Here is a 23,641-nt window from a genome sequence, read left to right as displayed (position 1 = left end):
CGCCCAGCGCAATGGCGGACGACAGCGTGCCTCCGCCCCAGGGGCCCAGCGCCGCTCCGCCGCCGCCCAGAACCAGTGATGAGCTGTAGCTGCCGGTGGCGCTGAGTGCGTGTCCGCCACCGGTATGCTGCCAGACGTCGCTGACGGTCAGTCCGCCGTCGCCGTACTGACTGCTTTTGCGCGCCCATACTGAGGCCGTTGATGATGCAGACTGCGCGCCGCTGAGCGTGGCGCCCATCCCCGAGTTGCCGTCATTGCCCGTATAGCGGCTCCAGGCCGCGTTATAATCCAGACGGCTCTGGCCGCTGCGTCCGGACTGCCAGTCAGCGCCCGCCGACGTCACGTCACGCGTTCCCCCCTGACCGGCGGAAGGCCGCGTCAGGGTCAGGCTGATAAGTGCACCGTTGTCCCGGCTCTCTGCGCCGCTGTCGCGGCGCGTGAAAAGGCTGGCGTTTACGCTGGCAATCACCCCCCCGAAGCTGAACGTGCGCGACGCGCCCGCCTGCCAGCTTTCGCTGTGGTACTGGCTGGTGTAGACCTGTTGCCACGGGCCCCGGCATCACGGCGGTCATCCGAGGCCGGAAGAGCCTGACGAAGCACGTAGCGGCTCGAAGCGCTGCCGGACAGCCACCCGAGATTGATGCTCCATTCGCCGGCGGGCACGGAGAGCATCAATGAGGTATTCTGACTGCAGCCGGCAAAGCCGGCTGCCCCCCCGGTGCCGCAGTTTTCTGCCCGCAGGGCCGAACGGTAAAAGGACAGTGAAAAGCCGTCGCTGTAACTGAGCTGTTCAATATCACCCCGCACGTTTCCGCTACCGGTCAGGTAGCTGAAGCGGGAGGTCATCACGCCGTCAAGCATGCCGCTGCTGAAGCCGTGGCTCCAGTCGAGCGCCCCCTCACTGAAGGCGGCGCTCTCCATCAGCGCAGAGCCCGCCGTGAACGAGAGCGTCTGCGTCAGGGGAAAGCGGGCACCGCCCTGCAGCACCCTGCCGGAAGATGAACCATCCCGGGTCTCACTGTCGCGGTTTATCGCGCCGCCCTGAATGAACCACTGGAAGCTGGCTGGCAGAGAGCCGCCCGTGCCGGTATAAGGGAGGGTCTGGGTTCTGACCAGACGGTTATCCTCAAGGACTTTGAGCGTGACCGGGTAGCTTCCGGGCGGAAATGTGCGCGTGTCCAGCGTCTGCGTACCGGCGTTCAGATAAAAGCTGGACAGCAGCTGTTCACCCCGGTACGCGTCCACGCGAGCGTTACGCGTCAGGAACAGAGTCAGCGGGGTGCCGTGAGCCACCCGGTCGGGGTTAATCCAGGCCTGCGTGGAGCCGAGCCGTACCCCGTTTATCTTTCCCAGAGGAAGCTGACTCAGGTTAATACTGCCGCCCGCGGCGCTGAAGATGTCACGGGCGTCCATCACGCCGCCCTGCAGGTAGTACTTTTTAGCAAAGTCCTGACGATAATACGCGTTACTGACATCGGCGCTCTGCTGCATGTCGGAGGCATAGCGCTGCCCCTGCCATGCCCAGTCAAGGTTAAGAAAGCCGCTGCGGGTGACGCCCAGCGTTCCGTTACCCTGAAGCGAGGCGGACTGGTAATTGCCGTCCGCCGTAAAATTCATGTTCTGCTGGTGAATCAGCGCCGGCCCGGTGTCCGCTGGCAGGTCATAGTAAACCGACTGTGTCTGGCCTGCTGGCTCAAAACGGGGGGCAAGGAAAAGCGTGGCAGTGGCGCTGTTTTCGTCATAAACGAGAGCCAGCGTCCGGGTATGTAAAATGCCGCACGCTGAAGAGGTTTGCCCGCCGCAGGCCTGCGCGTCATGGCGCGCCAGCGGCCGGCCGAGGTTTTCTTCAGCACCGCTTCGAGCGCAGGCGTATCACGGTATCGCTTGCGCACCGCCACGCTCAGCGAAGCCGGATGAATAAACCGGATATGCTCAAGGTCAACCTTTGCCTGATGCACGCCAAGCGTCTGACCGTTAAGCCGGACGCTGATCCAGGCAAGCTGGCCGCGGGCAAGGTCTTCAAACCCCGCGGGTACGTTCAGAGCCAGACAGGACAGCGGGGTCAGCAATATCAGGCTCGTCAGAATGATGGCAGGAAGAACACGCATCTGAATTTCAGTCCTTTGAAAAAGGGTCTCCCCCTCTTTCAGGCAGGGAGGCCCCCTGTATTATCGGCCTGTCAGGATTTCGGGGAGGTGGCCTGCGCCAGAATCAGGCTGACGACGCCGGTGTAGGTGCCCGCAGCCAGATTGGTATCTCCTGATGTCTGGGAAATCACAAGCGGCAGAGGGCTCGAGCCATTCGTCGTTCCGGCCGGGAAAATGCTGGCATAGGTCAGCGTACTTGCCGTGGTAGCCAGTGCCGTCCCGTTCAGGGATACCGTCAGCGGAATGGTGTTTTTGCTGTATCGTCGGTCAGCACAGGTAGCGTCGCCAGGCTGACGTTAATATTGTCGGTGTTTGAATTAGTCCAGACTTTTACCTGGTCCTGCCAGGGGATAAGCCCCCGGGCGGGCATGTACTGCATGGCAATGCTGGAAGGCAGGGGGCTCCCGTCGCTCTGAGTGATCCCCACGGAGGAATCAACGTTTGCCGTCACCGTAATATTTTGCTGGACGGCCTGCGCGGCGACTGCTGATAGCAGGCCTGCTGAAGCTAAAGTAATGAGAAATAGTTTTTTCATGAAAACGTCCTTTTAATGACTGAAATGAGAGATTAATGCTTTGCGCCCGGGTTCTCGGGCAGCAGTGATACTTCCTCCTCCTTACCGGTAATCCAGTTTTTGTATTTAATTCGGTAGTGATTTTCAGGCCGGAAATGCATATTTTTCACAGTGAAATGCATGCCCGGATATACCGTTGCCGTGACTTTTTTTTGCTCACATTGATTACTGACATCACAGGTCTCCACTTGCGATAACGGCAGCCTGATAGTCCCTGTATTAATTAATTCGCCCGTTCCGGCCTTATAATTTGCGCGGGCGACGACGTGTTCAGGGGCGACGTGCACGAGCGCTCCCCAGACAATGCTGATCCCAACCTGCGCTGTTTTTGACCTGGCGGCGGTTGCTGGTACGTTATTAAAGGCATCCGCCGTAACACTTTCAAAATAGACCCGCCAGGTCGTTTCGCGCGCAGGGGGAATAATAGAAACCAGCCTGACCACGCGTGTCATTCCCGGCGGGATGGCCATTTTCATGGGTGTCACCGCCAGGTCGTTTTCGGTGAAATCGTTAATTTTCGTTTCTTCTTCTTTAGGCGTGCCGGGATTGATTACTTTACTGACGCTGACGCGCACAAAGTCGGTATCCGTATCGCCTGAGAGAACGTTTACCGTAGCATTGCCGTCTTCACCCACGCCCACGGTCATGGGGTAAACGGATATTCCAGCAGAAGCAGGTGGCGTGAAGAATAAGACTGAGAACGAACCTGATAATATTAAAAGCTGGAAAAAAATAGCTTTACACATACTTCTCTTGCTGACTGAACAATAAAACTTCCTTTTTTCATTCATTCTTACAAACCTACAGATATCAACACAATGCGTTGAGTTAAGAATAACACCGATCGTTGATGACGATCAATATTTATATTTTGATAGTCAAGGGCTATCAATGTACTGCTTATTGATCAGTGATAGTGATTTAATTGAAATAATTTTGTCAAATAGCGTATGAGTAATAACGCATTCGGTTTAAATATCATGCATAAAGAAATTCCATAAATGTCTAAATAACAATTTATAACTTATCATTTTAATCAGATGGAATCATGTAAACCTTGGTTAGAAAAAATGCATTAAATTATCTAACTTAATAATTTTTGGCTGATTAATAAAAGAATGACGCAGATCAATTTTTTTTGATGTGGTTTTATCGAGATTTGAATAGGAGCATTTAATAAACAAAAAAACAAGATGAACATTTGATAACTTTAGATTTTTTAATGCTAATGCCAGAATATTCCTGCTGATTAAACCTAAGTGTTTAAATAAGTTTCAAAATATAAATGAGGTAATTCATAACAATATTGAAAATCAAAATTATATTTAAAATCACAAAGTAGATTTGTTAAATGAAAAGGGGAATAACACTTGATCTATTTGCAAAGGTGAAATATTGAACGACAGGAGAAACGAAGAAAATATTTCAAGACTTCGAGTGTGTCATTAAAGCCTTTAGTGGTTAGACATAGTTCATAATCGATTGCTGGAGATGAAATTCGCCAGAACCAGAGAAAAAGGAGAGTGAAAAATAAGATTATAATCGCTGCAAAAAGAATTTGTCGGGATTTAAGTAAGTCTTTCAAGAAGAATTTATATTTCACCACAAACCTTTTATTTTTCTTGACGTTCAATGTAAAACAGAATGAATTAAAATTTTACATGCATATTATCACGGCAGGTTACAATGTAAAGTTAAATCAGTTTTCAAAAACAGATAAGTCATGAAAAGATAATAAAATCAATGCGATAAGTTTGGTTTGCTCAAGTTATTGAATGCATATATTTCATTCTAATGCAATTAGACATCTGTCAAAGTCAAAAAGAACTTGCTCTACGTCAATTACTGTTTTTTTTGATGTATAGTATACGCACAGGAAAATCAAACGGGTTCCAGTGATGAAAAAAATTGTGCTAATACTTTCAATATTCCTTGCCGCATGCCATTCATATGAAGGTGTGAGACTTTCACATCCTTCTGATCAAAACCTGAATAGTTACTTTATCCTAACACCAGCGATAGGTGCTGGAGACAATATCCGATATGAGTTGATGGATGGAACTAAGCAAGAAGCGGTAGTAAGCAGTGTCAACGGCAAAACTATCAATCTCGTAGACGGCAAAATCGTCCAAATCAGTCAGATCAAGTCTCTGGACAAGAAGGAGTTTTCGGGTGGAAAAACTGCTGCTGTTGTCGGGGGAAGCGCCGCTACGGTTGCGATAATCTGGGTCAGCGTCTTCGCCATCGCAGTTGGTGCAGCAGTCGCGGCAGCTTAATCCTAATTTATAATGTAAAGATTCTTTATAATACCCCTGCATATTTGGCTATGGATGGCCATTTATCCTGTCAGATAAGCCGTCAGCTGCTATGCTTATTTATAACCCCTGATTCTTAGAAGGAATTCATTGTTTTTTATCGGGCGCTTGATACTTAAATCGATCTGTTTTGAAAGTATTGAATTTTTAGATGCAGCTAACAGCCGAAAAAATATTTAATGTTGAACTCTTATGTTATTAATGAATGGATTTTGGTAGCCCCTATCCTCCCTGCTTAGATAAGAAATTAACGTTTTTTGTAATGATGTAATTAACATGGTGTTTTCTTCCTTCTCGTGATTGTTCAAACACTTGGTGTTTTAATAATAATGGATTATAAGATAACGCGCGGCGTTATTTTGAATTCAGTTGACAAAAATCCACATTTCATTAATGATCGCCAAGAAGATAATGCATTCATAAATTCACAGTGCTTAGAATTTTAATTGTTGTGCTTCTTGTCTTTAAACATTTTTGATGACGCCATCAAAAATGCGCCTGATTAATGTCATAGGAATAAAATCCATTTATTATCATAGTGATAGCGCGCATCAAGTCGGTTCCTACTTGGCAGTTTCGGACTTGAAGATTAACTGAATACATTGCCAGGTGAAAAATCCTTCCGGCTAAGATACAATTTTATTTATTGAACCCTTTAGGCGAAGCTTCTCCGGTTGCCCCCTACTGTAACTTCATAAACGATTTCCCTAGGCTAATTCTGATTTTTCACTTTACCATAAGGGGAATTTGTACAGCCATAAAAAATCTAACAAACTAAAACCAGCCTGATTCAATTTTTATTCCTGCAATCCATATCATAATGGTAGGCTTATGAAGCGGCTTCACATAATCTGGGTTCAATGAAACATGTTAAGGCATTTTCATTTAGGCGGTAATTCATCGCCATGTTATAGATAAGCAATTTTACTAGTTTTCTGGTATCTGGAAAGCCTACTATTAATGCTGTGCCAAAAGGAAAACAATGAGCTTACCATTAAATGGCGTTATACGTCACGCAATTGTATAATCGCATTTATTTAGCGGTTGCAACACCGTTTGCAGTGACTACAGTCTGATCCATCAGCCTGCAGAGTCACACAGAATCTGTTTTCTTTTATCTTTTTTCCCCATTTACGCAATAACAGAATAATCATGATATTGGCCACAATTATACTGAACAGACAGAGTGCGCTGTAGGCCGGATGCTGACTGAAGGTCACAATCTGGTAAAACAGCGTTGCAGTGGAAAATGCGGCATTAAGACCCCAGAAGAATGAGAACAGCATCCAGTTCCTGCCCACCTCACGTGCTATCGCCCCCATAACTGACACACAGGGCACATACAGAAGGACGAAAATCAGGTAGCTGTAGGCGGCAGAGTCGCTGCCAAATCTGACGCTCATGGCCTCCATCTGTCCGGCCGTCATCTCACCATCCCCTTTACTGGCTTCGATGGGATTCGATAAGGCTTCAGGCCTGACGGAAGCTTTCAGCCCTTCCCAGGTCCCGGTCAGTGTGCCTGTCAGTTCTGTCAGAAGATTAAACTTCCCCGGGTCAAACCTGCCCTCCTCCATGTCCTCACCGGTGTAAAGGGCATTGAGGGTTCCTATCACCACCTCTTTTGCCATGATGCCTGTTACCAGCCCCACGGTGGCCTGCCAGTTATTCTCAGTCACGCCAACAGGCTGTAAGAGAGGAGTGATTGTTTTGCTGGCGGTCGCCAGTGCAGAATCATTAATGCTGCTCACCGTATTACCACTGAATGAAACGCTGCTCAGCACGCCGATAAACATACTCACGAGAATAATCACCTGCCCTGCCCGGAAAATAAACATTTTAAGGCGCTGCCAGGTCTGAATCATCAGGCTCTTAAAATGAGGACGATGGTAAACCGGCAGCTCCATCATGAAGGGGGAGGCTTCGCCCCGCAGCAGCGTGTGCTTCAGGATTAACCCGGTAACGATCGCCACGACGATACCCAGAACGTATAACGAGAACACCAGGCTGCCGCTGTAATTATCAAAAAATGTTGCAGCAAATACAGCGAAGATCGCCAGGCGCGCACCACAGGACATAAACGGGGCGATTAAGAGCGTAAGCAGGCGCTCACGCGGGGTATCCAGCATTCGGGAGCCTGTCACCGAGGGGACATTACAGCCGAAGCCGACAATCAGCGGAACAAACGATTTTCCCGGAAGCCCCAGCGTCTGCATCAGACGGTCCATCACGAAAGCTGCCCGCGCCATGTAGCCGGAGTCTTCCAGGAACGACAGAAAAAGATACATCAGGCCAATCTGTGGAATAATCTTCAGCACCGTGTTGATACCCGAACCGATCCCCTGAGCCAGGAACACGGTCAGCCACCCGGGAAAATGTAAGGTGTAGCCCAGCCATTGCGAGCCGTGAATAAACAGGGCGACTGAACCACTGTCAAACACCGGCTGCAGCGCAGTGCCGATATTGATTGACAGGACAAACATCGCATACATGACACACAGGAATAACGGAATACCTGCCCAGCGGTTCAGAAAGACTTTATCCGTGTGACTCGTAAGCCGATGGCCTGGCGCTGACTGAAGGATGTTACTGACGGTGGAGCAAAGGCCTGTAATGGCGCGAAAACGATAACCGGCAATCATCGTTCCCGGAGCGATGGTGGCTTCCCTGATGATTTCAGACAGATACGGTACCGCATCCGGACAGATTTTCTGACTGTTGATATCGCCTTCCAGCAACTGTAACGCCAGCCAGTACTGCTTCTGCACCGAAACAGATGATGGCATCACCGCACGCAACCGCGTGATGGCGGTTTCAATTTCATGCGGATACGCCACCCATTTTGATGCAGCGCGACGGTGATGGCTGTCGATGGCCTCCTTCAGTCTGACTATTCCCTCACCACGGGTTGATGTTAGAGACACCACCGGACACCCGAGATGACCGGAAAGGGCTTCGATATCCGTGCTGATGTTCTGGCTGGCAGCAATATCCTGCATATTCAGGGCGAGAATGCAGGGAATACCCAGCTCCAGCAGTTGAACCGTCAGAAACAGGTTGTTTTCTAGGTTTGACGCATCCACCACATTGATGACCAGGTCGGGATGGTCGCTGAACAGGTACTGACAGGCAATGCTTTCATCAATTGCGGCATCTGCTGAAAGGGTTGTCAGTGAGCGCGTGCCCGGCAAATCTATCAGAAGCACATCTGATGACGCGGTAAAAAACTGTCCCTCTCTGCGTTCGACCGTCACGCCAGCCCAGTTACCGACCCGCTGATGCGCGCCGGTGAGCTGATTGAACAGGGTGGTTTTGCCGGTGTTTGGGTTACCGATTAAGCCTACGGTTAACTTTTTCATGCGGTGATTTCCTCAAAGAGGATTTCCGCAAAATCCTGTTTCCTGACGGCCAGACTGATGCGACGTGTGCGGATTTGCACCGGATCTCCCATCGGGGCCACACGTATAACATCAATAAGCGCTCCCGGAATAATACCTAATGCCAGCAGCTTCTGCCTCCAGGCGGGATTAATTGTATTCTTATAGCCTGCAATTCGGTAAACACGGTTCGTTTGAATCTGCATGATTGAATCCAGTGAGTATCTTATTAGAGTTCATCATACGAATGATAATTATTGAGTTATTGATCTAAATCTAATGAGTTGTTAAAACATTAACGCCTGTCAATCAGTTAATAAATTGATCATCGAAAATGACCCGCGACTGTTCTTGACAAGATCCATTGCTATCAGAATGAAAGCGTACTAAAACGAGAAGCCTTAGGTTTAAAATTATTTGATCAAATTTTAAAAAAAAACCTCTCAAAATATTTGTCCTCTCTTCAGAATTCGCATCGAGCCAACCTTTAAAAATACAAGAGCGATGCTTATAATCATTGCAAATCAAAAAAATCATCTTCACCTAGAATCACATTCTCTCTGAAGAATTTAATAATGGCGACTAAAGAATTAACTTTGGCCGAGCATTACGAAGCTAAATTTATTGCTGCATTGTAAACCCATCTCGGCCTGGATATCATTAAAGTTAGTGCAACAAAATCTTTTCACTTAAGCAATATTCATAAGTCAAGCCTTTCCGTGAGTTATTAGCAATATTATGGTTGAAATTGACGGTAATGATGAATGATTTGATTTTAATCAATTTTAGAGCGTAAAAAGAAAATTGCGTTTCAGAAAGGTTTATTAAAAGAGTTTAAAGTGATTGCCGTAAACTTGTAAGTCAAGAAAGAAAAAACTTAAAAGTCTCTATAGTTAGTTAATTTATATTATTTATTTGATGAAAATTTGTCTCGTAATTTAAATGATGACAGATGTAACGTGTAATTTATTATTTTAGGGAAAACTATGTTCTTAGCCCCATTTCATGTTATCTCAGAACCTGGCACTATATCAAACCGTCCAGCAGAGATGAGTACCATATTTTCAAAGAGAGAAGCCAGCCTTCCGATTCCAGTGGGCGGTTTTTTAGCTGAGGATCATGGTTCAGATAACTTCTCAATCGTTTCTAATTCCGGCAAGTCCCGGGTGAATTCAGATCTGCACCGATACAACGGCGTATATATTTCAGGCGAAATTGGTAACACTTCCGGCAACACTTTAAATGGTAACGTTGCATTAAAATCAGAAAATCAATCATTTAAACATTGGGGGAACTACCTCGGCTATATGAATAACACAGCGAGGGTAAATTCGTGGTCGACAGGAAATAACACTGAAAATACTGGGTCAGGTGCTTTTCTGGCAGTGGAAAATGGAGGGGTGGTTGAAAATGTTAATATAAATGGATTGGTTGAAACATATCATGATGCAATATTAAATGCTGGTAAAATTGACAATCTCAATGTAGGTTCTGAACTAAGTTCATTGCACGGCTATTCCATTATCAACTATGATACGGGAGTGATAAAATCATTTAACATCAGGGGTTCGATAAATGGCGCGATTCTTAATGCAGGAACAATCGATGGTAATGTCAATCTTGGCGACAGCCATCTGGTCATTGAGGGTTCCGATTCAGCGAAGTTTGATAATGCAATTAGTGGGACACTAAATTCAACTATTGGTATTGGCGATGATAACTATCAGGGCATTTATACGACCTCAAACAATGCGGCAGTTGGTCGGATTAAGGTTGAGAAGAACAGTGCTCTCAGACTGTTTCATAATACTGAATGGAGAGCTCTTTCAACAGATTATAATGCATTTGACAACGAAGGCAGCATCACAATGTCAACAGGCAGTAAAATTTCCGGTAACCTACTCAATACAGGGGCTCTCATCCTGAATGATACAAATCCAGCAACAGCCAGTGTAAACGGGAACATAACAAACTCAGGAAGTATTTTATTAAATACAAGCGCTGTTCACCCAGGAAATAATTTAATTATTAATGGGAGTTACTCCGGACTGGAAAAAAGTAAAATTTATCTTGGCGGTATACTTGCAGGCGATGCCTCTTTGACCGACAAATTAATTATCAATGGTAATGCAGAAGGACATACAATTGTAGAATTCATAAATAATAATGGCATTGGTTCTAAGACGCTTGAAGGAATTCAGATAATTAAGATTAAAGGTAATTCAGAGGGCGTCTTTTCTCAGGGTAAACGTATAGTTGCAGGAATGTATGATTATAAATTGCAAAAAGGTAATTCTTCAGGTACTGATACCAGAAGCTGGTATCTGACAAGTTTCACCCCAGTGATGCCGACGCCCCAACCAAAGCCCTTCCCCCAATCCGATCGTATGGTTCGACCAGAGGCAGGTGTCTATGCAAGCAACTTAGAAGCCGCACGGACATTGTTCAATCTTCCACTGAATGATATACAAGATCAATATATGTATATTGATCCAACCACAGGAAGAAAACGAGTGACCTCAATGTGGTTACGTACCCTTGGAGGGCACGGCAGATCACGGATGTCTGACATGCAGAACGAAAACATTTCTAACCGCTATGTTTTACAGTTGGGAGGGAATTTAGGAAAATGGAAATCTGATAATCTCGGAAGTCTCTCTATTGGTGCAATGGGAGGTTATGCTACCCAAAACTCAAGGACTCATAATATCCTGACTGGAAATCAAGCAAACGGAAACATCCGCGGTTACAATGTAGGACTGTATAGTAAATGGTTTAAAAATAAAAACCAAAAAACGGGTCTTTATGTAAATAACTTGATTCAGTATAGCTGGTTTAATGATCAGGTAAATGGTGAAAGTCTCGAAAGCGAAAACTATAAAACCCGTGGCTTAAGTGCATCATTTGAGACCGGATACTCATGGGAATTAATGAGTATCATGAATGTTATGAGTAATGAAAGCAGTATCTGGCTACAACCACATGCACAAGTTTCATGGGCTGGTATCAGTGCAAATGAACATACTGAAGCGAATGGGACCGAAGTAAAAGTAAACAGCAACCATGATGTCGAAACTAAAGTTGGTGTCCGCGCTTTACTCAGATTATCTAAAACCAATCAGAATGATAACCACATTATTCAACCTTTTATTGAGGCCAACTGGATACACCGTGCTGATAATTTTGGTGTAAGTATGTCTGACCAGGTTGATAATGTGGATGACATGCATAATTCCGGTGAGGTGAAAGTCGGAGTCATCGGACATGTTACAGAAAAGACGACCCTTGACTTGTCTGTTGCAGAGCAAATGTCGGGTAGGGATTACCGGGATACCGAAGGAATGCTGGACATCAGGTACATTTTCTAGCTTTCAATTGAATTAATAAAATTTTTAGCTAATTAGTTAACAGGCCAGCGGTTTTCATCAGACTGCTGGTTTATTAATAAAATATAAAAAATTGATTAGTGGTTGTTATTAAGTTTGACCGGTGTGTCATTAGGTCTGCATTGATGTCTATAATAAAACTGAAAGTATAATTTTTTAATGCTTTTGTCACGGGTGCTATTAATAATTTTTGCGGTTTTAGTATATTAATGTTTTCTGAATCTGTATTCTAAAAATGCAGTCTGTATAAAAAGACAATAGGCGGATTTTTATATCCATAATAGTTTTAAAAAGGTGCTAAATTTTTGAACTATTTTCATTTAACCAACTCATGAGTACCTTGCCCCTGTTGCCCTCTCATTAAAATGGTTTAAGGATTGATGGTTGTCTTTTAATCTTTAAGTGGTATTTATGAAGCCATCCACTTTTAGTTTTCAAGGTTTTAATATTCAATATTTTTATACTCGCTTCGCTATATTGTTACAGAAACACTACGGCTCGGAGATATGAAGTTTAACAGACCACACTTAATCACCCATACCTAATCCCTTGTTTGAGCATCGAAGCATGCATCAAATATTTAGGATACACCATGAAAAACCCTGCTTTTCATGTTGATTCAACTTGCGGGTTCTGGGGGGTAAAATCAAAAATGTTATGATTTGCACTAACTACCCTGAGTTGAAGGTATTTATCACGCCTTTTGATGCGTTCTTTACATTTTTTTTAGGAGAGTGTATTTAAATGCAATTACGTTTAACTGGCTTTAAATTTTCCGCCATCCTTTTCATCGTTGCGCTTTTTGTTGCTGGCTGTAACAAAAAAACTGAGAACAAAAGCTATAGGGTTTCTGTCGGGGTTAAAACCTTACAGTCTCGTAATATATTACTGTCGAACAGCATGTCTGGACGAATTGTTGGATATATGACAGCCGAAGTCCGTCCACAGGTGGAAGGCATCATTCTCAAAAGACTTTTCGAGGAAGGTGACAATGTAAAAGCGGGTCAGGTTTTATATCAGATAGATGATTCCAGCTATCAGGCCAGTTATGATCAATCTCTGGCACAACTCAGAAGTGCCATTGCGTTGAAGAAAAGTAATGAATTAAAACTTAATCGTTTAAAAACTCTGGTCAGTAAAAAATTCATTTCAAAGCAGGATGTTGATGATGCTGAAGCGGCATTTCTGCAAAATAATGCCATGGTTGAACTATGCCGCGCTTCTCTGGAAAAAGCACAGATAAGCCTGAGCAAAACAAAAATTAAGGCCCCCATTGACGGTATCATTGGTATATCTTCGGTGACGCAAGGTGCTCTGGTGACAACCGATCAGACTACACCACTGGTAACGATACGTGCTCTTGACCCGATTTATGCTGATTTTTCACAGTCTGCCGTTCAGCTATTGAAGCTCAAGCGTCAGCAATGTGAGTTGCATCTGCACGATGATCCTGAGCCTGTTACAGTGCAGATAAAACTGGAAGATGGAAGTAGTTATGCATATTCAGGTCAACTCGAGTTAAGAGGAGTGTCAGTTAATGAGAATACCGATACGGTTAAACTTCGCGCCATTTTCCCCAATCCTCAACATCTGTTACTGCCTGGTATGTTTGTAGAGGCTACCCTGCCTTACGGGTTGAAAAAAAATGCAATTTTAGCACCGGAGCCGGGAATTAATCGGGATGTTAATGGTCATGCCACCGCGTGGATCGTAAACAAAAGAAACAAGGTTGAACGTAGGGATGTTACAACTGACCAAATTATAGGCAACGAGTGGCTGATTTCTTCAGGTCTGACACAGGCGACCGACTCATTGTTGAAGGAACGGAAAAAGTGAAAGCTGGGATGATTGTCAAAGCGGTAGAAGTATCCTCAGGTAATATCGCTACAAAACCAGGGGACAACTGATATGCTGGCCCGGTTCTTTATTGACCGCCCGGTCTTTGCCTGGGTGATAGCTATTTGTATTATGCTATTCGGCATTCTGAGCATTTCAGCTTTGCCTGTCGCACAATATCCCGACGTTGCCCCCCCCCAAATCAGTATCCACGCCAATTATCCCGGCGCTTCGGCCGAGGTCCTGCAAAGTAGTGTTACTCAGGTCATTGAACGGCAACTCACTGGTTTGGATGGACTGATGTATTTCAGCTCCTCCAGTAACGCATCGACTGGTCAGGTAAACATAATGCTGTATTTCAGGCACGGTACAAACCCCGATATCGCTCAGGTTCAGGTGCAGGATAAAGTACAGCAAGCATCAGGCCGCTTACCCGCAGCCGTTACAGCCCAGGGTGTGGCGGTAGAAAAGGCCCAGAATGACTTTCTGATGATCCTTGCAGTGTATGACCAGTCTGATAAAAGCAGTTCGTCCGACATTGCTGACTTTTTAATCAGTAATATCGAGGACCCCTTAGCACGCGTGAACGGTGTAGGAGGAGTTCAGGCGTTTGGTTCTGAACATGCAATGCGAATATGGCTTGACCCTGGCAAGCTGGCAAGCTTTTCACTGATGCCGTCTGACGTTGCTACCGCACTCAAAAGCCAGAATACCTCTGTATCTTCAGGACAACTGGGCGCACAACCATCAGGCGGGCAGCAACAATTGGTTGCAACAGTACGTTCGCGTTCGCTTCTGCAGACGCCTGGGCAGTTTTGCAATATCGTCTTGAAAAGCCAGACGGATGGTGCAGTGGTGCACTTGGGTGATGTAGCGCGCGTGGAAATGGGAGATGAAAATTATGATACCAGCGCACTGGTTAATGGGCATGCTGCCTCAGGTCTGGCTATTCAACTGGCCTCGGGAGCTAACGCAATATCAACCGAGGAACACGTCAAATCAATCATTAATGAATTGAAGACTAATATGCCTGGAGACTATGTAGTTACATATCCTCTTGACAGTACTGGCTTTGTAAAAATATCCCTTCAAGAAGTGGTGAAAACTTTGCTTGAAGCGGTGATTTTAGTCGTCATCATTATGTTCCTTTTTCTTCAGAACGTCCGTGCTACGATTATCCCCGCGATTACGGTTCCCGTAGTATTGTTAGGCACCTTTGGTATGCTTTCAATTTTCGGCTACACGATTAACACCTTTACTATGTTTGGAATGGTACTTGCAATCGGACTGTTAGTCGATGATGCTATTGTTGTGGTGGAAAATGTAGATCGTATAATCCGTGAACAGGGTTTATCTCCACGCCTCGCGACAGCAAAATCAATGAAGGAGATCACCGGTGCATTAACGGGTATCACCCTTATTCTGTCAACGGTGTTTATGCCGATGGTCTTTTTTAGCGGCTCCGCAGGTGTAATTTATCGACAGTTTTCCGTAACTATTGTTTCATCTATGGTGCTGTCGTTGATTGTTTCGCTGACACTGACCCCGGCACTCTGCTCAACTCTGCTCAGGAATAATAATAACGTAAATAAGAGAAACAGTATATTCTCGTGGTTAAACCGAAGCTTTGAGAAAACTCAATCTACATACCGCAGCAGAGTAATTCGTGTTGTGAAAAACCTGTTGTTTATTTACTGGTGTACGGAGTGCTACTGGTTAGTTGTATATTTCTCTACACACATCTTCCCTCTGGATTTTTGCCAACCGAAGATCAGGGTTACTTTATGGTCCAGTATCAACTAGCACCAGATGCTACAGTATACCGTACGAATGAAGTGCGGCGCCAGATTCAAAAATATTTTTCCACCAACGAGAAAAATAATATCAACGTCAGCATGCTTATAAATGGCTTCAGCTTAACAGGGAGTGGGCAAAATGTGGGGATGGGATTTATAGCGTTGAAAGACTGGAATCAGCGTAAGGGCAGTGAAAACAGCGTCAATGCTATTGAACGCCGTGCGAAGGTAGCACTGGCGGGAATTCGCGATGCGCAGATATTTTTATTGTCACCTCCATCTGTTTCCGGGCTGGGGCAGTCTAATGGTTTCAATTTCGAATTACAGGGGGGGGGTAATATAAATCGTGAACAGCTTTTGAAAATCCGTGATAAAATAATTTGTGAAGCTAACCATAATCCGGTTCTCAATGCTGTTCGCGCTAACTCTTTGCCGGATTTGCCGCAATTAATTGTTAAAACTGATGATGCTAGGGCAAAGGCTTTGGGCTTGGAGATAAGTGATATTAATAATACGTTGATTTCAGCTATTGCAGGAACTTACGTTGATGACTTTAACGACCATAATCGCGTCAAAAAAGTTTATCTTCAGGGAGATCAACAATTCCGCAGCAAGCCAGAGGACATTGAACGATGGTACGTGCGGGCGAGCCATGCCGGGAGTAACGCTGTTATGGTGCCATTCTCAGTGTTTTCATCATCAGAATGGGCCTACGGCCCCGACGTTCTTACAAATTTTAATGGACTGCTCTCTTTTGAGATCGATGGTTCAGCCGCGCAAGGAAAGAGTACAGGCGAGGCCATATACGCGATGGAAAAAATGGCCACAAAATTACCGGCTGGGACGACATATTCATGGACTGGACTATCCTATCAGGAAAAACGTTCGGGAAATCAGGCCCTGCTATTGTATGCCGTCTCAATGATTGTGATATTCCTGTGTCTTGCCGCTTTGTACGAGAGCTGGGCTGTACCGTGCTGTGTGATGATGGTTGTACCGCTAGGCATAATCGGGTCTTTACTGGCAGTCATCCTGCGTGGTCTGGAAAATGATATTTATTTTCAGGTTGCACTCCTCACCATTATTGGCTTGTCGACGAAGAACGCAATATTGATGGTTGAATACGCCGACCATCGTTATAGAAACGGTGAAAATCTTCTCATCTCTGTGATTAATGCGGCGCAAATCCGTTTGCGCCCGATCATCATGACTTCTTTGGCGTTTACGGCAGGCCTTATTCCACTCACCATCTCTGAAGGTGCGGGGGCTAATAGTCGTATTGAAATTGGGACTGGCATTGTCGGTGGTACATTGACTGCGACATTGCTGGCAATCTTCTTTGTACCATTATTTTATGTACTTGTTCGCAAATTTTTTGCGAACAAGTAGCTTAATGAGTAATAAAAGGTCAGGTGATTCTTTATTAAACAGCAGGCTGTTAATCTATAACTTAGTGGGAAAATCATGGCCCGGCAAAGTTGTGGAATGACAGCTTTGCGTAAAAATATTGCGGAAGCTACGCTAATGGCTCTTAATTGGGTCTGGTGCTGATTGAATAACGGCCTGAATACGGCCACCCTGACCTTATCTCTGACGAGTGGTAATGAGTTTCTTCAACAAGATTGTATAAGTTCCCATTTTTATATTATAAAAGGATAAAAAAACGCCCCTACAGCGGGGCGTCGTCGAAGTTCGACAAGTTACTGGCACTCAAATCACTTTCCAGCACTCCTTGCTGAGAAATAATTATGACATAATAAAAATAAACCATTTCGCAATGGAATAAAGATAAAAGAGAGTGTATTAAAGAATCGTCTATGGTTAATTGCGTAATCACTATTTTTAATTACAAATAGTTTCTTACATCTCTACAATTTTAAGAGATGTTAATCAATCAGAGGTAATGAATCCAGATTGAATTTTTTATTAGACGCATATTAATTTAAGTACGCTACTTATTCTTTGTTTAAAAAAATTTTTTGGCAAAAATTGGTGGTAATTGTTGCGTTGGAGTGCGAAATCTGCAAGTGGTATGTTTATTCACATTATGAATGGAATTTTATTGCGCACTGATTTAGTAAGTTATTTCTTAATGTATTAATTCTGAGACGGATTCTCTCTTGTGAGTTTTCTAGAAGATTAATTACCTTTCCGCAGATATGCTGTCTCAGCAGTCACTACATTTTCTGGTTATGTGATGATTGCTTCTTTTTTTTACAGGCTATGCAATGCTGTAACATCCATCTTCATACCCCATTTGTATCTGAAGAAGTGACAATCAGTACGAAAAATACAAGACCTTGGAAAAAATGAGAGGCTCACGCACTAGCAATAATAATTATTATTTAGCTTGGAGCTGATCGTTACTTCACTTTCTCATGCCAAGCCATTATAGGACTAACTTCCGAACACCGTCAACATTACGATTTATGGCATCAGCACAGTGAACTGAGATATCGCTCGCCACAAAAAAATTGTGGCGGCGACCAGTAACAGGTTAAAGGGTGTATGAGAATATTTGAGCCAATCCAGAATAAAACAGGTTATCTTGTCAGTAAGTAACAGTCAGGGTAACAATATCCGTGTATTGTCCGGAAGGCTGATTTTCCTGATTAGAGTTTGTTTTGTAATATACAGGGATAGTTTCCAGTTTCCCAGTGCCTGTAAAATTTTTAGTGGATTGCCATGGTGTCGAAAAATTGCTGTCTGAAAAAATACCATAATGAATCTGCTTGGTTTTATCAGCTGAGAGCATCGTAAATACATTCCCATTCTGATTAGCAGAAGTAAAAGTAACGTTAAAGGGAGTGCCGTTGGTACAGGTGATGCCAATATTTTGTACAGCCGACATATCAGAAGAAAAGGAACCATTCAAAATGACGTCTGGAGATGAATCAATGCGGCATGCGGAGACAAAATGCGCGTACACCTGAAGCAGGGGGTTATTATCAGCGGTGATATCCAGTTGGTCCGGGGCCATAAAGAAACTTATACCGGAAGAAACATTGCCATTAAAAAGTACTTTCACGCTATCTTCATAATCACCTGGGACGGGGGGGTTACTATTTTGTCCCGATCAATATACAAATGAACATGTGCAATGTAGTTGTACTTACCCAACAATCCATGTGAGCCTTCGGGGTCGGTGGGATCACCATCTTTCAGTGGCATCAGAAACTCCGGGACAAGTGAAGGTTTTTGACCGTCTCCCCAGTCATATTCAACATGTGAATTCAGATTCTGAAGACATACGTTTGCCTCCTGAGAGCGCAGACCAAGGCAAGCTTCGAAGGGAATAGTAGAGTCCTGATGCTGAGGATCCAGACTGCGCAAGGCGAGATTGTTTCCAGGCGTGGTTTGCGACTGAGCAATTGCACCGATGTGCTGACCGGCATTATTAACGTCATTCACATCATTGTAACACCATACATGCGTTGTGATGTCAACCTGATGGTCAGATTCCATTAAATCAAGCGGGGAAACTTGCGCCCCTTGCATTATGTCCGGAATAACATCATCCCAGTGGATAGAGCAGGCATAGCTCCAGTTCATCGAATAAGATAACGCAGATTTACAAAAAAAAGCGTTCGCGATAATCATCAGGAAAATAATTCTGAAACGTAATTTCATGTTTAACCCAATCATTTAGCCTTAATGCACAAAACATCTTCTACACCAGAATACCTGCTCTTAGGGATTATGAAGCTACACTCGGGCATAGTGTTTTTTCTCACATAGATAGTATCTCCTGATGACTGATCTTTTATCTGCACCAGGCCTGAATAACCGACTAAACCTATGTCATTTCCTGCGGCATCATACATGATAGAACCGACTGGCGGATTGATACCGGATGAAAGTTTCAATCTGAGATTAACAAGGCTGTCTGCTTTCTTCAAATCAAAATAAACGTTATAACCAGCATGGCTCGGTAAAAATACTCTCTCTGATGTATTCTCAGAGAGCACGTCTGATGGAAGTGATTCCGGAGATATTGTTACAGAATTATCCTGATAGGGTAAAAGGTCACTTATGAAGCCATATCCATTGCTATCAGTAACACCCTGTTCTACACCATTAGCGAAATAATGAACGCCTGAAATACCATTCGTGTCAACTTTAACAAAAGAATCACCTGTCTGACGCGCGAATGAAATGGAATTATTCATGAAAACAACACTGCCGGAAAGACTCTCCCAGTAGGACATCTGGTCTTCACCATAGAATCCGCCACCTGCGGTGAATTTGTCACCCTTCCAGTCTGACGAGAAGTTTTTGTATAGCGATCTTCCCTGCAGTTGTGGAGAACGTGTGATGGATCCACTCCAGTCGATTCCTGTTTTATTATTGCTGTTGTGAGACACTGAAGTGGTGTAATTCCCTCCGTACTCTGTGAACTGATTTTGTTGACTGATTACCGTATTCGAGCCGAGAGGAAGTGAAAAACCGACCATAAACACGTCGTTCTTTCTTGAGGACGCTTCATGACTAAATGAAAAAGTAATTGATAAATCATTAAAAAAGACGTTGCTATAGGAGACGTTTAGTATGTTGTGTTCATCAATGTGATCAAAATTTTGATGAATTAAACCCATCCCTAAATATCCATACCTGTCTCCCAGCGATTGTGAATAAAAGACCTGATCGGTAATGGCGTGAAAGTCTGCATCATAATCATAGCTGGCTAAATCTCTGAAGCCTGATACACTATTTATATGGCTCATGCTGACAGAGCCAAAACCGAAGTCTTTGCTGTAGCCTATATAACTTTTAGATGCGGAGCCTTTCCTGTCGTGACTAATCTGGTAAATGGCGTCCAAGCTTCCATACTCGCCTAAATTAAACTGGCCACCAAGAGCGCCATCCTGAAGTCCTGAAGCCTCTTCGGCATGAGTAACTAATGTCAGCCAGTTAATTAACCCACGACGCCAGTATCCATTGACTGCAAAATCTTTATACTCCGAATTTGCCAATCCATAGTTATATCTTAGCCATCCGGTTGATAAATTATAATCATTCCATCCCGGTTTTAGCATATCAGTCTTGACATTAAATGGAATTGTAGTTGAAACCTTCTGGCCGGTTGAATTGTTTGTAACAACGGTCATTGTACCGTTGCCGTTGATAAAAGGAATGTCGTTGATAACATAAGGGCCTGAACCCACCTTTTGCTCTGTTTTACGGTAGCCATTAACAAAAAAATCTAAGGTTGAAGGCGTAGCCGCTGTTCCCTGCAGAGATATTGAAGGATAAGTGACCACATCCGGCCTGAGTGAAAAGTTAGATTTAAACTGTACACCTCCCATATAAACCCCATCAAAACCGTTATTTGATGTGCTTTGCATATCGCCTATAACAATATTCCTGGAATTTTTTCGATCGCTCAACACCCAACTGGTACTTTCTCTGATAAAGCGCTGAAAATCAGATTTTCCCTCTTGTGTGCGAAAGTATCTGCCTGATATATTAAGATAACTGTAATGATTGAAATAGTTGGCATCCAGCCAAGCGGAAGAGTATCGTTCTCCGGTATGATTTTCATTGTATAAATTATAATCCAGGAACATCCCGGGTGTAACACTGGTAGAATAGAATCCCTGAGTCCATGAGTCTTTTAATGTTAATTTATTAACGGGTAACCAGGTTTCTGGTACAGTTATCTTCAGCAAAGAATTTTTGTAATCTACTGTAAATTTCAAATGTTTTATTTCAGCCAGATAAATATACCCCTCCTTTGAGGGTTTATATGGAATATGTAATCTTGTTAGTTCGCTGTTTTTTATTTTTAAGCTACCGCGTTCCGTTCTGAGCATCACAGGCATGCTGATCTGCTCACCATTCTCAATGACATTGAATAAGTAATCATCGGCAGCCAGGTGGTACTGAGGTATTGAGTTAACATAATCCATTTTTATATAGAACTCGCAAATATTAATAGCTGAAAGATTCCTTATAATTACCACTGGATATTTTTAAGTATCCGCTTTCAAATTTATTATTAACTTGAGTTAACTTTCTATCAGAGCCCGGCAAAATATAAGTGACAGGCATTTTTTTACTTTGGCAATTTTGTTTAAGGTTGCATAGTGTTAATTTGTCTACCTTAATATGAGTCACGCCCATATTTTTCAGGTAAAGCTCTCCATCAATTTTTGATATGTCAATTTGATGTTTCTCTTTAGGTATGCCGTCTGATCCGGGCAAAATCAAATTGCTGACGTTATTTTGATAAACAAAAAAAGGGATCACATATTGCATGAGTATACTTATGCTATTTTTTTTATGTTTTTCCACTCCGGAGTAAACGGGCAACTCGCTTATGACTACCTTGTAGGACAACTCTTTTTCTCCTTTTTCTTCTATACCAAAAACCTGACGGGTATCTGCTCAGCGGGCCCAATAACTAAAAAAGAGGGCTGAGGATATACCGCGTTTTGCTCTGAATAGATATCCTCATTTTTTTTTGCTTCCAGTTTAATACCCTTATCTGTAGTGAAGAAGATTTTGTGGACAGGTTTTTTATCCACAATACCGGCGTTTTATTACTTGAGGAGGTCAATGTAACAGGCCATATTTCCAGGTTAGCCTGCGAATACCCCATCACAGGGATTAAAAAACCCATAGCTAAAATGCTGTTAACTAATTTCAAAACTATCACCTTTTACCAGGAGATTGTCATAATAAGATTATCACTATAACTGCCTGGAGATAAATTATATAAATCTGATAAATCTGCAAAAAACTTAAAATTTATATTCCCATAATCAGGTACGGATACTGTTCCGCCATTGATTAGTGATTCGCTCCCATCGTTAATTTGTTCAATGGAATAGGGCACAGAGGTTTTACCGTCTGATTCAGATAACATTCTTCTTGAGCCGGCACCCACAGAATGCTCACCTGCATTAAACGAAATCTTTGCCAGGACTCCCGGTGTACACTTTAGTGCGAAGTTAAGATAAGCGGAGCTATTTTTATCTCCCGCTGATACTTCCGGAAAAGTGACGCTAAGTGCACTTTCGTTAATGAATTCACAACCATTTGATACATTTGCTATTACATTAAAGGTGCTCTGAACCTCATTTGCACTGGCAGAGAAATTATAAAAAATAAGAAGACATATAAACCCTCTGTACATTAATTCTTACCAGCTAATTGTTGCAGTTAAATCATCTTTATAGGTTCCTGTAGCGGCGTTCTGAGGCACGGTAGCAGACGCAAATAGACTCACAATCCCATTATCAAGTGTTAACTGCCCGCCAGGTGCAATTATGTTTTTACCAGCTTCATCACTGCTTATTGTATAAGGTACAATTGTCTTACCATTTTGCATTGACCATGAATCTTTATTATCTGTCAGGCTTACTGCCGGATCCGTTCCATTTGTACATTTAACAGTAAAACTACCTTGCGCTTTCTGAGTAAAATTGCTGCCAGAAAAATTTAGCGACAGGGCTTCACCCGCATTAGCAATTTCCGAATTACTTGAGCTAAATATTGCACAACCCGGACTGACAGTCATTGTTACAGGAATCGTTGCAGTGAGCGTTGTGGTTGATGCTGGATCCGCGAAAACGTGGAAAGGTAAAATTGTTAAGGCAACTGCAGCGGAAACAGCGGACTTTATATTTTGATTCACTATCATAGTTTCATTCCTTTTTGTTTTAACAAATTTTTTCACAAGGTTCATCTTTTTCTTTAGCCTGAATAAATCATATTTAACCTTGCCTGCGATCAATTGTCAAAAACGATCAATTTACACATTGTGATAGTATTACACTATCAATGTAATTTTAATTGATCGATTAAATTGATTTGATTTACCATGAATACTATTTAGGTGTATGAATTGTTTGAAAATTAAAAAATTGCTTAACGTATACTTTAATTTGTTATCCTGCTTATTATTTACTAGGGGATTATACACATCGATTGAAAATATATTGATTTAGATCAACTTAATGTGATTTATTAGTGAAGCCAATTAAGAAAAAATATAAAAAATGTATATTTTGATAATTATCATCTTTTACGTTGGCGCTCATTTTTGAACATTTTCGCCACGTCCTTAAACAAAACCTTTTCTGATAAACGACTTTTTAACTATCCGATAGCTTGCGCAACTGTTATGACCTTTTTTTGATTTTTGCCTACGCAACACTCTTATCTTTGTACTCCTCCAAAAAATTTTTTCTGTACCAGGCAGTCAGCCT

General features: G+C 43.3%; 13 protein-coding genes and 4 pseudogenes. 4 read left to right on the top strand and 13 right to left on the bottom strand.

Features of this window, described 5'->3' with window-relative positions; translation table 11 throughout:
- The 5 genes and pseudogenes from HA45_RS28745 to HA45_RS22165 form a co-directional block, all read right to left on the bottom strand.
- A pseudogene (locus tag HA45_RS28745) lies at nt 1–481 on the bottom strand (TcfC E-set like domain-containing protein); the annotation flags it as partial.
- Nucleotides 466–1,413: a TcfC E-set like domain-containing protein gene (locus HA45_RS28430; protein WP_280174524.1), complete on the bottom strand. Its 948-nt coding sequence runs from the start codon at nt 1,411–1,413 to the stop codon at nt 466–468. The pseudogene HA45_RS28745 and the gene HA45_RS28430, both read right to left, overlap by 16 nt.
- A 218-nt stretch (nt 1,414–1,631) precedes the next feature.
- Nucleotides 1,632–2,108 (bottom strand): hypothetical protein, encoded by a 477-nt coding sequence (locus tag HA45_RS22175; protein ID WP_128599059.1) that lies wholly within the window; start codon nt 2,106–2,108, stop codon nt 1,632–1,634.
- Nucleotides 2,109–2,179: 71 nt separating this feature from the next.
- Nucleotides 2,180–2,682: pseudogene (locus HA45_RS22170) on the bottom strand (CS1 type fimbrial major subunit).
- Between the two features lie 32 nt (nt 2,683–2,714).
- The gene (locus HA45_RS22165; RefSeq protein WP_128599058.1) at nt 2,715–3,512 is read right to left on the bottom strand and encodes a fimbrial protein; all 798 of its coding nucleotides are present in this window, start codon (nt 3,510–3,512) and stop codon (nt 2,715–2,717) included.
- 1,107 nt (nt 3,513–4,619) lie between these two features.
- Between HA45_RS22165 and HA45_RS22160 the strand changes: the two genes are divergently transcribed.
- Nucleotides 4,620–4,997, top strand: a complete 378-nt coding sequence (locus HA45_RS22160; RefSeq protein WP_100700173.1) for a hypothetical protein — start codon at nt 4,620–4,622, stop codon at nt 4,995–4,997.
- Between the two features lie 1,076 nt (nt 4,998–6,073).
- On the opposite strand, the gene feoB is transcribed toward HA45_RS22160, so the two are convergent.
- Nucleotides 6,074–8,392, bottom strand: coding sequence for a Fe(2+) transporter permease subunit FeoB (gene feoB / locus HA45_RS22155; protein WP_100700174.1), 2,319 nt, complete (start codon nt 8,390–8,392; stop codon nt 6,074–6,076).
- Nucleotides 8,389–8,616 (bottom strand): FeoA domain-containing protein, encoded by a 228-nt coding sequence (locus tag HA45_RS22150; RefSeq protein WP_100700175.1) that lies wholly within the window; start codon nt 8,614–8,616, stop codon nt 8,389–8,391. The genes feoB and HA45_RS22150 overlap by 4 nt, the downstream gene beginning before the upstream one ends.
- A gap of 780 nt (nt 8,617–9,396) precedes the next feature.
- Here HA45_RS22150 and HA45_RS22145 point away from each other — a divergent pair.
- From HA45_RS22145 to HA45_RS22135, 3 genes and pseudogenes are all read left to right on the top strand, one after another.
- Complete coding sequence (locus tag HA45_RS22145; protein WP_100700176.1) at nt 9,397–11,778, top strand: autotransporter outer membrane beta-barrel domain-containing protein; 2,382 nt, start codon at nt 9,397–9,399, stop codon at nt 11,776–11,778.
- A gap of 762 nt (nt 11,779–12,540) precedes the next feature.
- Nucleotides 12,541–13,703 (top strand): annotated as a pseudogene (locus HA45_RS22140) (efflux RND transporter periplasmic adaptor subunit).
- Nucleotide 13,704: 1 nt separating this feature from the next.
- Nucleotides 13,705–16,817, top strand: a pseudogene (locus HA45_RS22135) (efflux RND transporter permease subunit).
- A gap of 1,162 nt (nt 16,818–17,979) precedes the next feature.
- Here HA45_RS22135 and HA45_RS22130 read toward each other — a convergent pair.
- The 6 genes from HA45_RS22130 to HA45_RS22105 all read right to left on the bottom strand — a co-directional run bounded on the left by HA45_RS22130 (nt 17,980) and on the right by HA45_RS22105 (nt 23,109).
- Complete coding sequence (locus tag HA45_RS22130; RefSeq protein WP_128599057.1) at nt 17,980–18,456, bottom strand: Csu type fimbrial protein; 477 nt, start codon at nt 18,454–18,456, stop codon at nt 17,980–17,982.
- Nucleotides 18,453–19,058 (bottom strand): hypothetical protein, encoded by a 606-nt coding sequence (locus tag HA45_RS22125; protein WP_128599056.1) that lies wholly within the window; start codon nt 19,056–19,058, stop codon nt 18,453–18,455. Before HA45_RS22125 ends, HA45_RS22130 begins: the two co-directional genes overlap by 4 nt.
- Before the next feature lie 11 nt (nt 19,059–19,069).
- Complete coding sequence (locus HA45_RS22120) at nt 19,070–21,337, bottom strand: fimbria/pilus outer membrane usher protein (RefSeq protein WP_100700180.1); 2,268 nt, start codon at nt 21,335–21,337, stop codon at nt 19,070–19,072.
- 22 nt (nt 21,338–21,359) lie between these two features.
- The gene (locus tag HA45_RS22115; RefSeq protein ID WP_128599055.1) at nt 21,360–21,767 is read right to left on the bottom strand and encodes a fimbrial biogenesis chaperone; all 408 of its coding nucleotides are present in this window, start codon (nt 21,765–21,767) and stop codon (nt 21,360–21,362) included.
- Nucleotides 21,768–22,089: 322 nt separating this feature from the next.
- On the bottom strand, nt 22,090–22,566 hold the full coding sequence (locus HA45_RS22110) for a Csu type fimbrial protein (RefSeq protein WP_100700182.1): 477 nt from the start codon (nt 22,564–22,566) through the stop codon (nt 22,090–22,092).
- A 6-nt stretch (nt 22,567–22,572) separates the two neighbouring features.
- A complete protein-coding gene (locus tag HA45_RS22105; RefSeq protein WP_158087329.1) occupies nt 22,573–23,109 on the bottom strand; it encodes a spore coat protein U domain-containing protein in 537 nt (178 codons plus the stop codon).
- Nucleotides 23,110–23,641: the final 532 nt, after the last annotated feature.

It is taken from the genome of Pantoea rodasii (assembly GCF_002095465.1).
GTDB lineage: Bacteria > Pseudomonadota > Gammaproteobacteria > Enterobacterales > Enterobacteriaceae > Pantoea > Pantoea rodasii.
The sequence above is the reverse complement of the archived record's forward strand: the minus strand, read 5'-3'. Positions and strand labels throughout refer to the sequence as shown.

Excerpts from the sequence above, each read along its gene's own strand:
- HA45_RS22150 (WP_100700175.1), bottom strand. The coding sequence starts at position 8,616 with ATGCAGATTCAAACGAACCGTGTTTACCGAATTGCAGGCTATAAGAAT.
- HA45_RS22110 (WP_100700182.1), bottom strand. The coding sequence starts at position 22,566 with ATGTACAGAGGGTTTATATGTCTTCTTATTTTTTATAATTTCTCTGCC.
- feoB (WP_100700174.1), bottom strand. The coding sequence starts at position 8,392 with ATGAAAAAGTTAACCGTAGGCTTAATCGGTAACCCAAACACCGGCAAA.
- HA45_RS22165 (WP_128599058.1), bottom strand. The coding sequence starts at position 3,512 with ATGAATGAAAAAAGGAAGTTTTATTGTTCAGTCAGCAAGAGAAGTATG.
- HA45_RS22120 (WP_100700180.1), bottom strand. The coding sequence starts at position 21,337 with ATGGATTATGTTAACTCAATACCTCAGTACCACCTGGCTGCCGATGAT.
- HA45_RS22175 (WP_128599059.1), bottom strand. The coding sequence starts at position 2,108 with ATGCGTGTTCTTCCTGCCATCATTCTGACGAGCCTGATATTGCTGACC.
- HA45_RS22125 (WP_128599056.1), bottom strand. The coding sequence starts at position 19,058 with ATGAAATTACGTTTCAGAATTATTTTCCTGATGATTATCGCGAACGCT.
- HA45_RS22160 (WP_100700173.1), top strand. The coding sequence starts at position 4,620 with ATGAAAAAAATTGTGCTAATACTTTCAATATTCCTTGCCGCATGCCAT.
- HA45_RS28430 (WP_280174524.1), bottom strand. The coding sequence starts at position 1,413 with ATGGACGCCCGTGACATCTTCAGCGCCGCGGGCGGCAGTATTAACCTG.
- HA45_RS22145 (WP_100700176.1), top strand. The coding sequence starts at position 9,397 with ATGTTCTTAGCCCCATTTCATGTTATCTCAGAACCTGGCACTATATCA.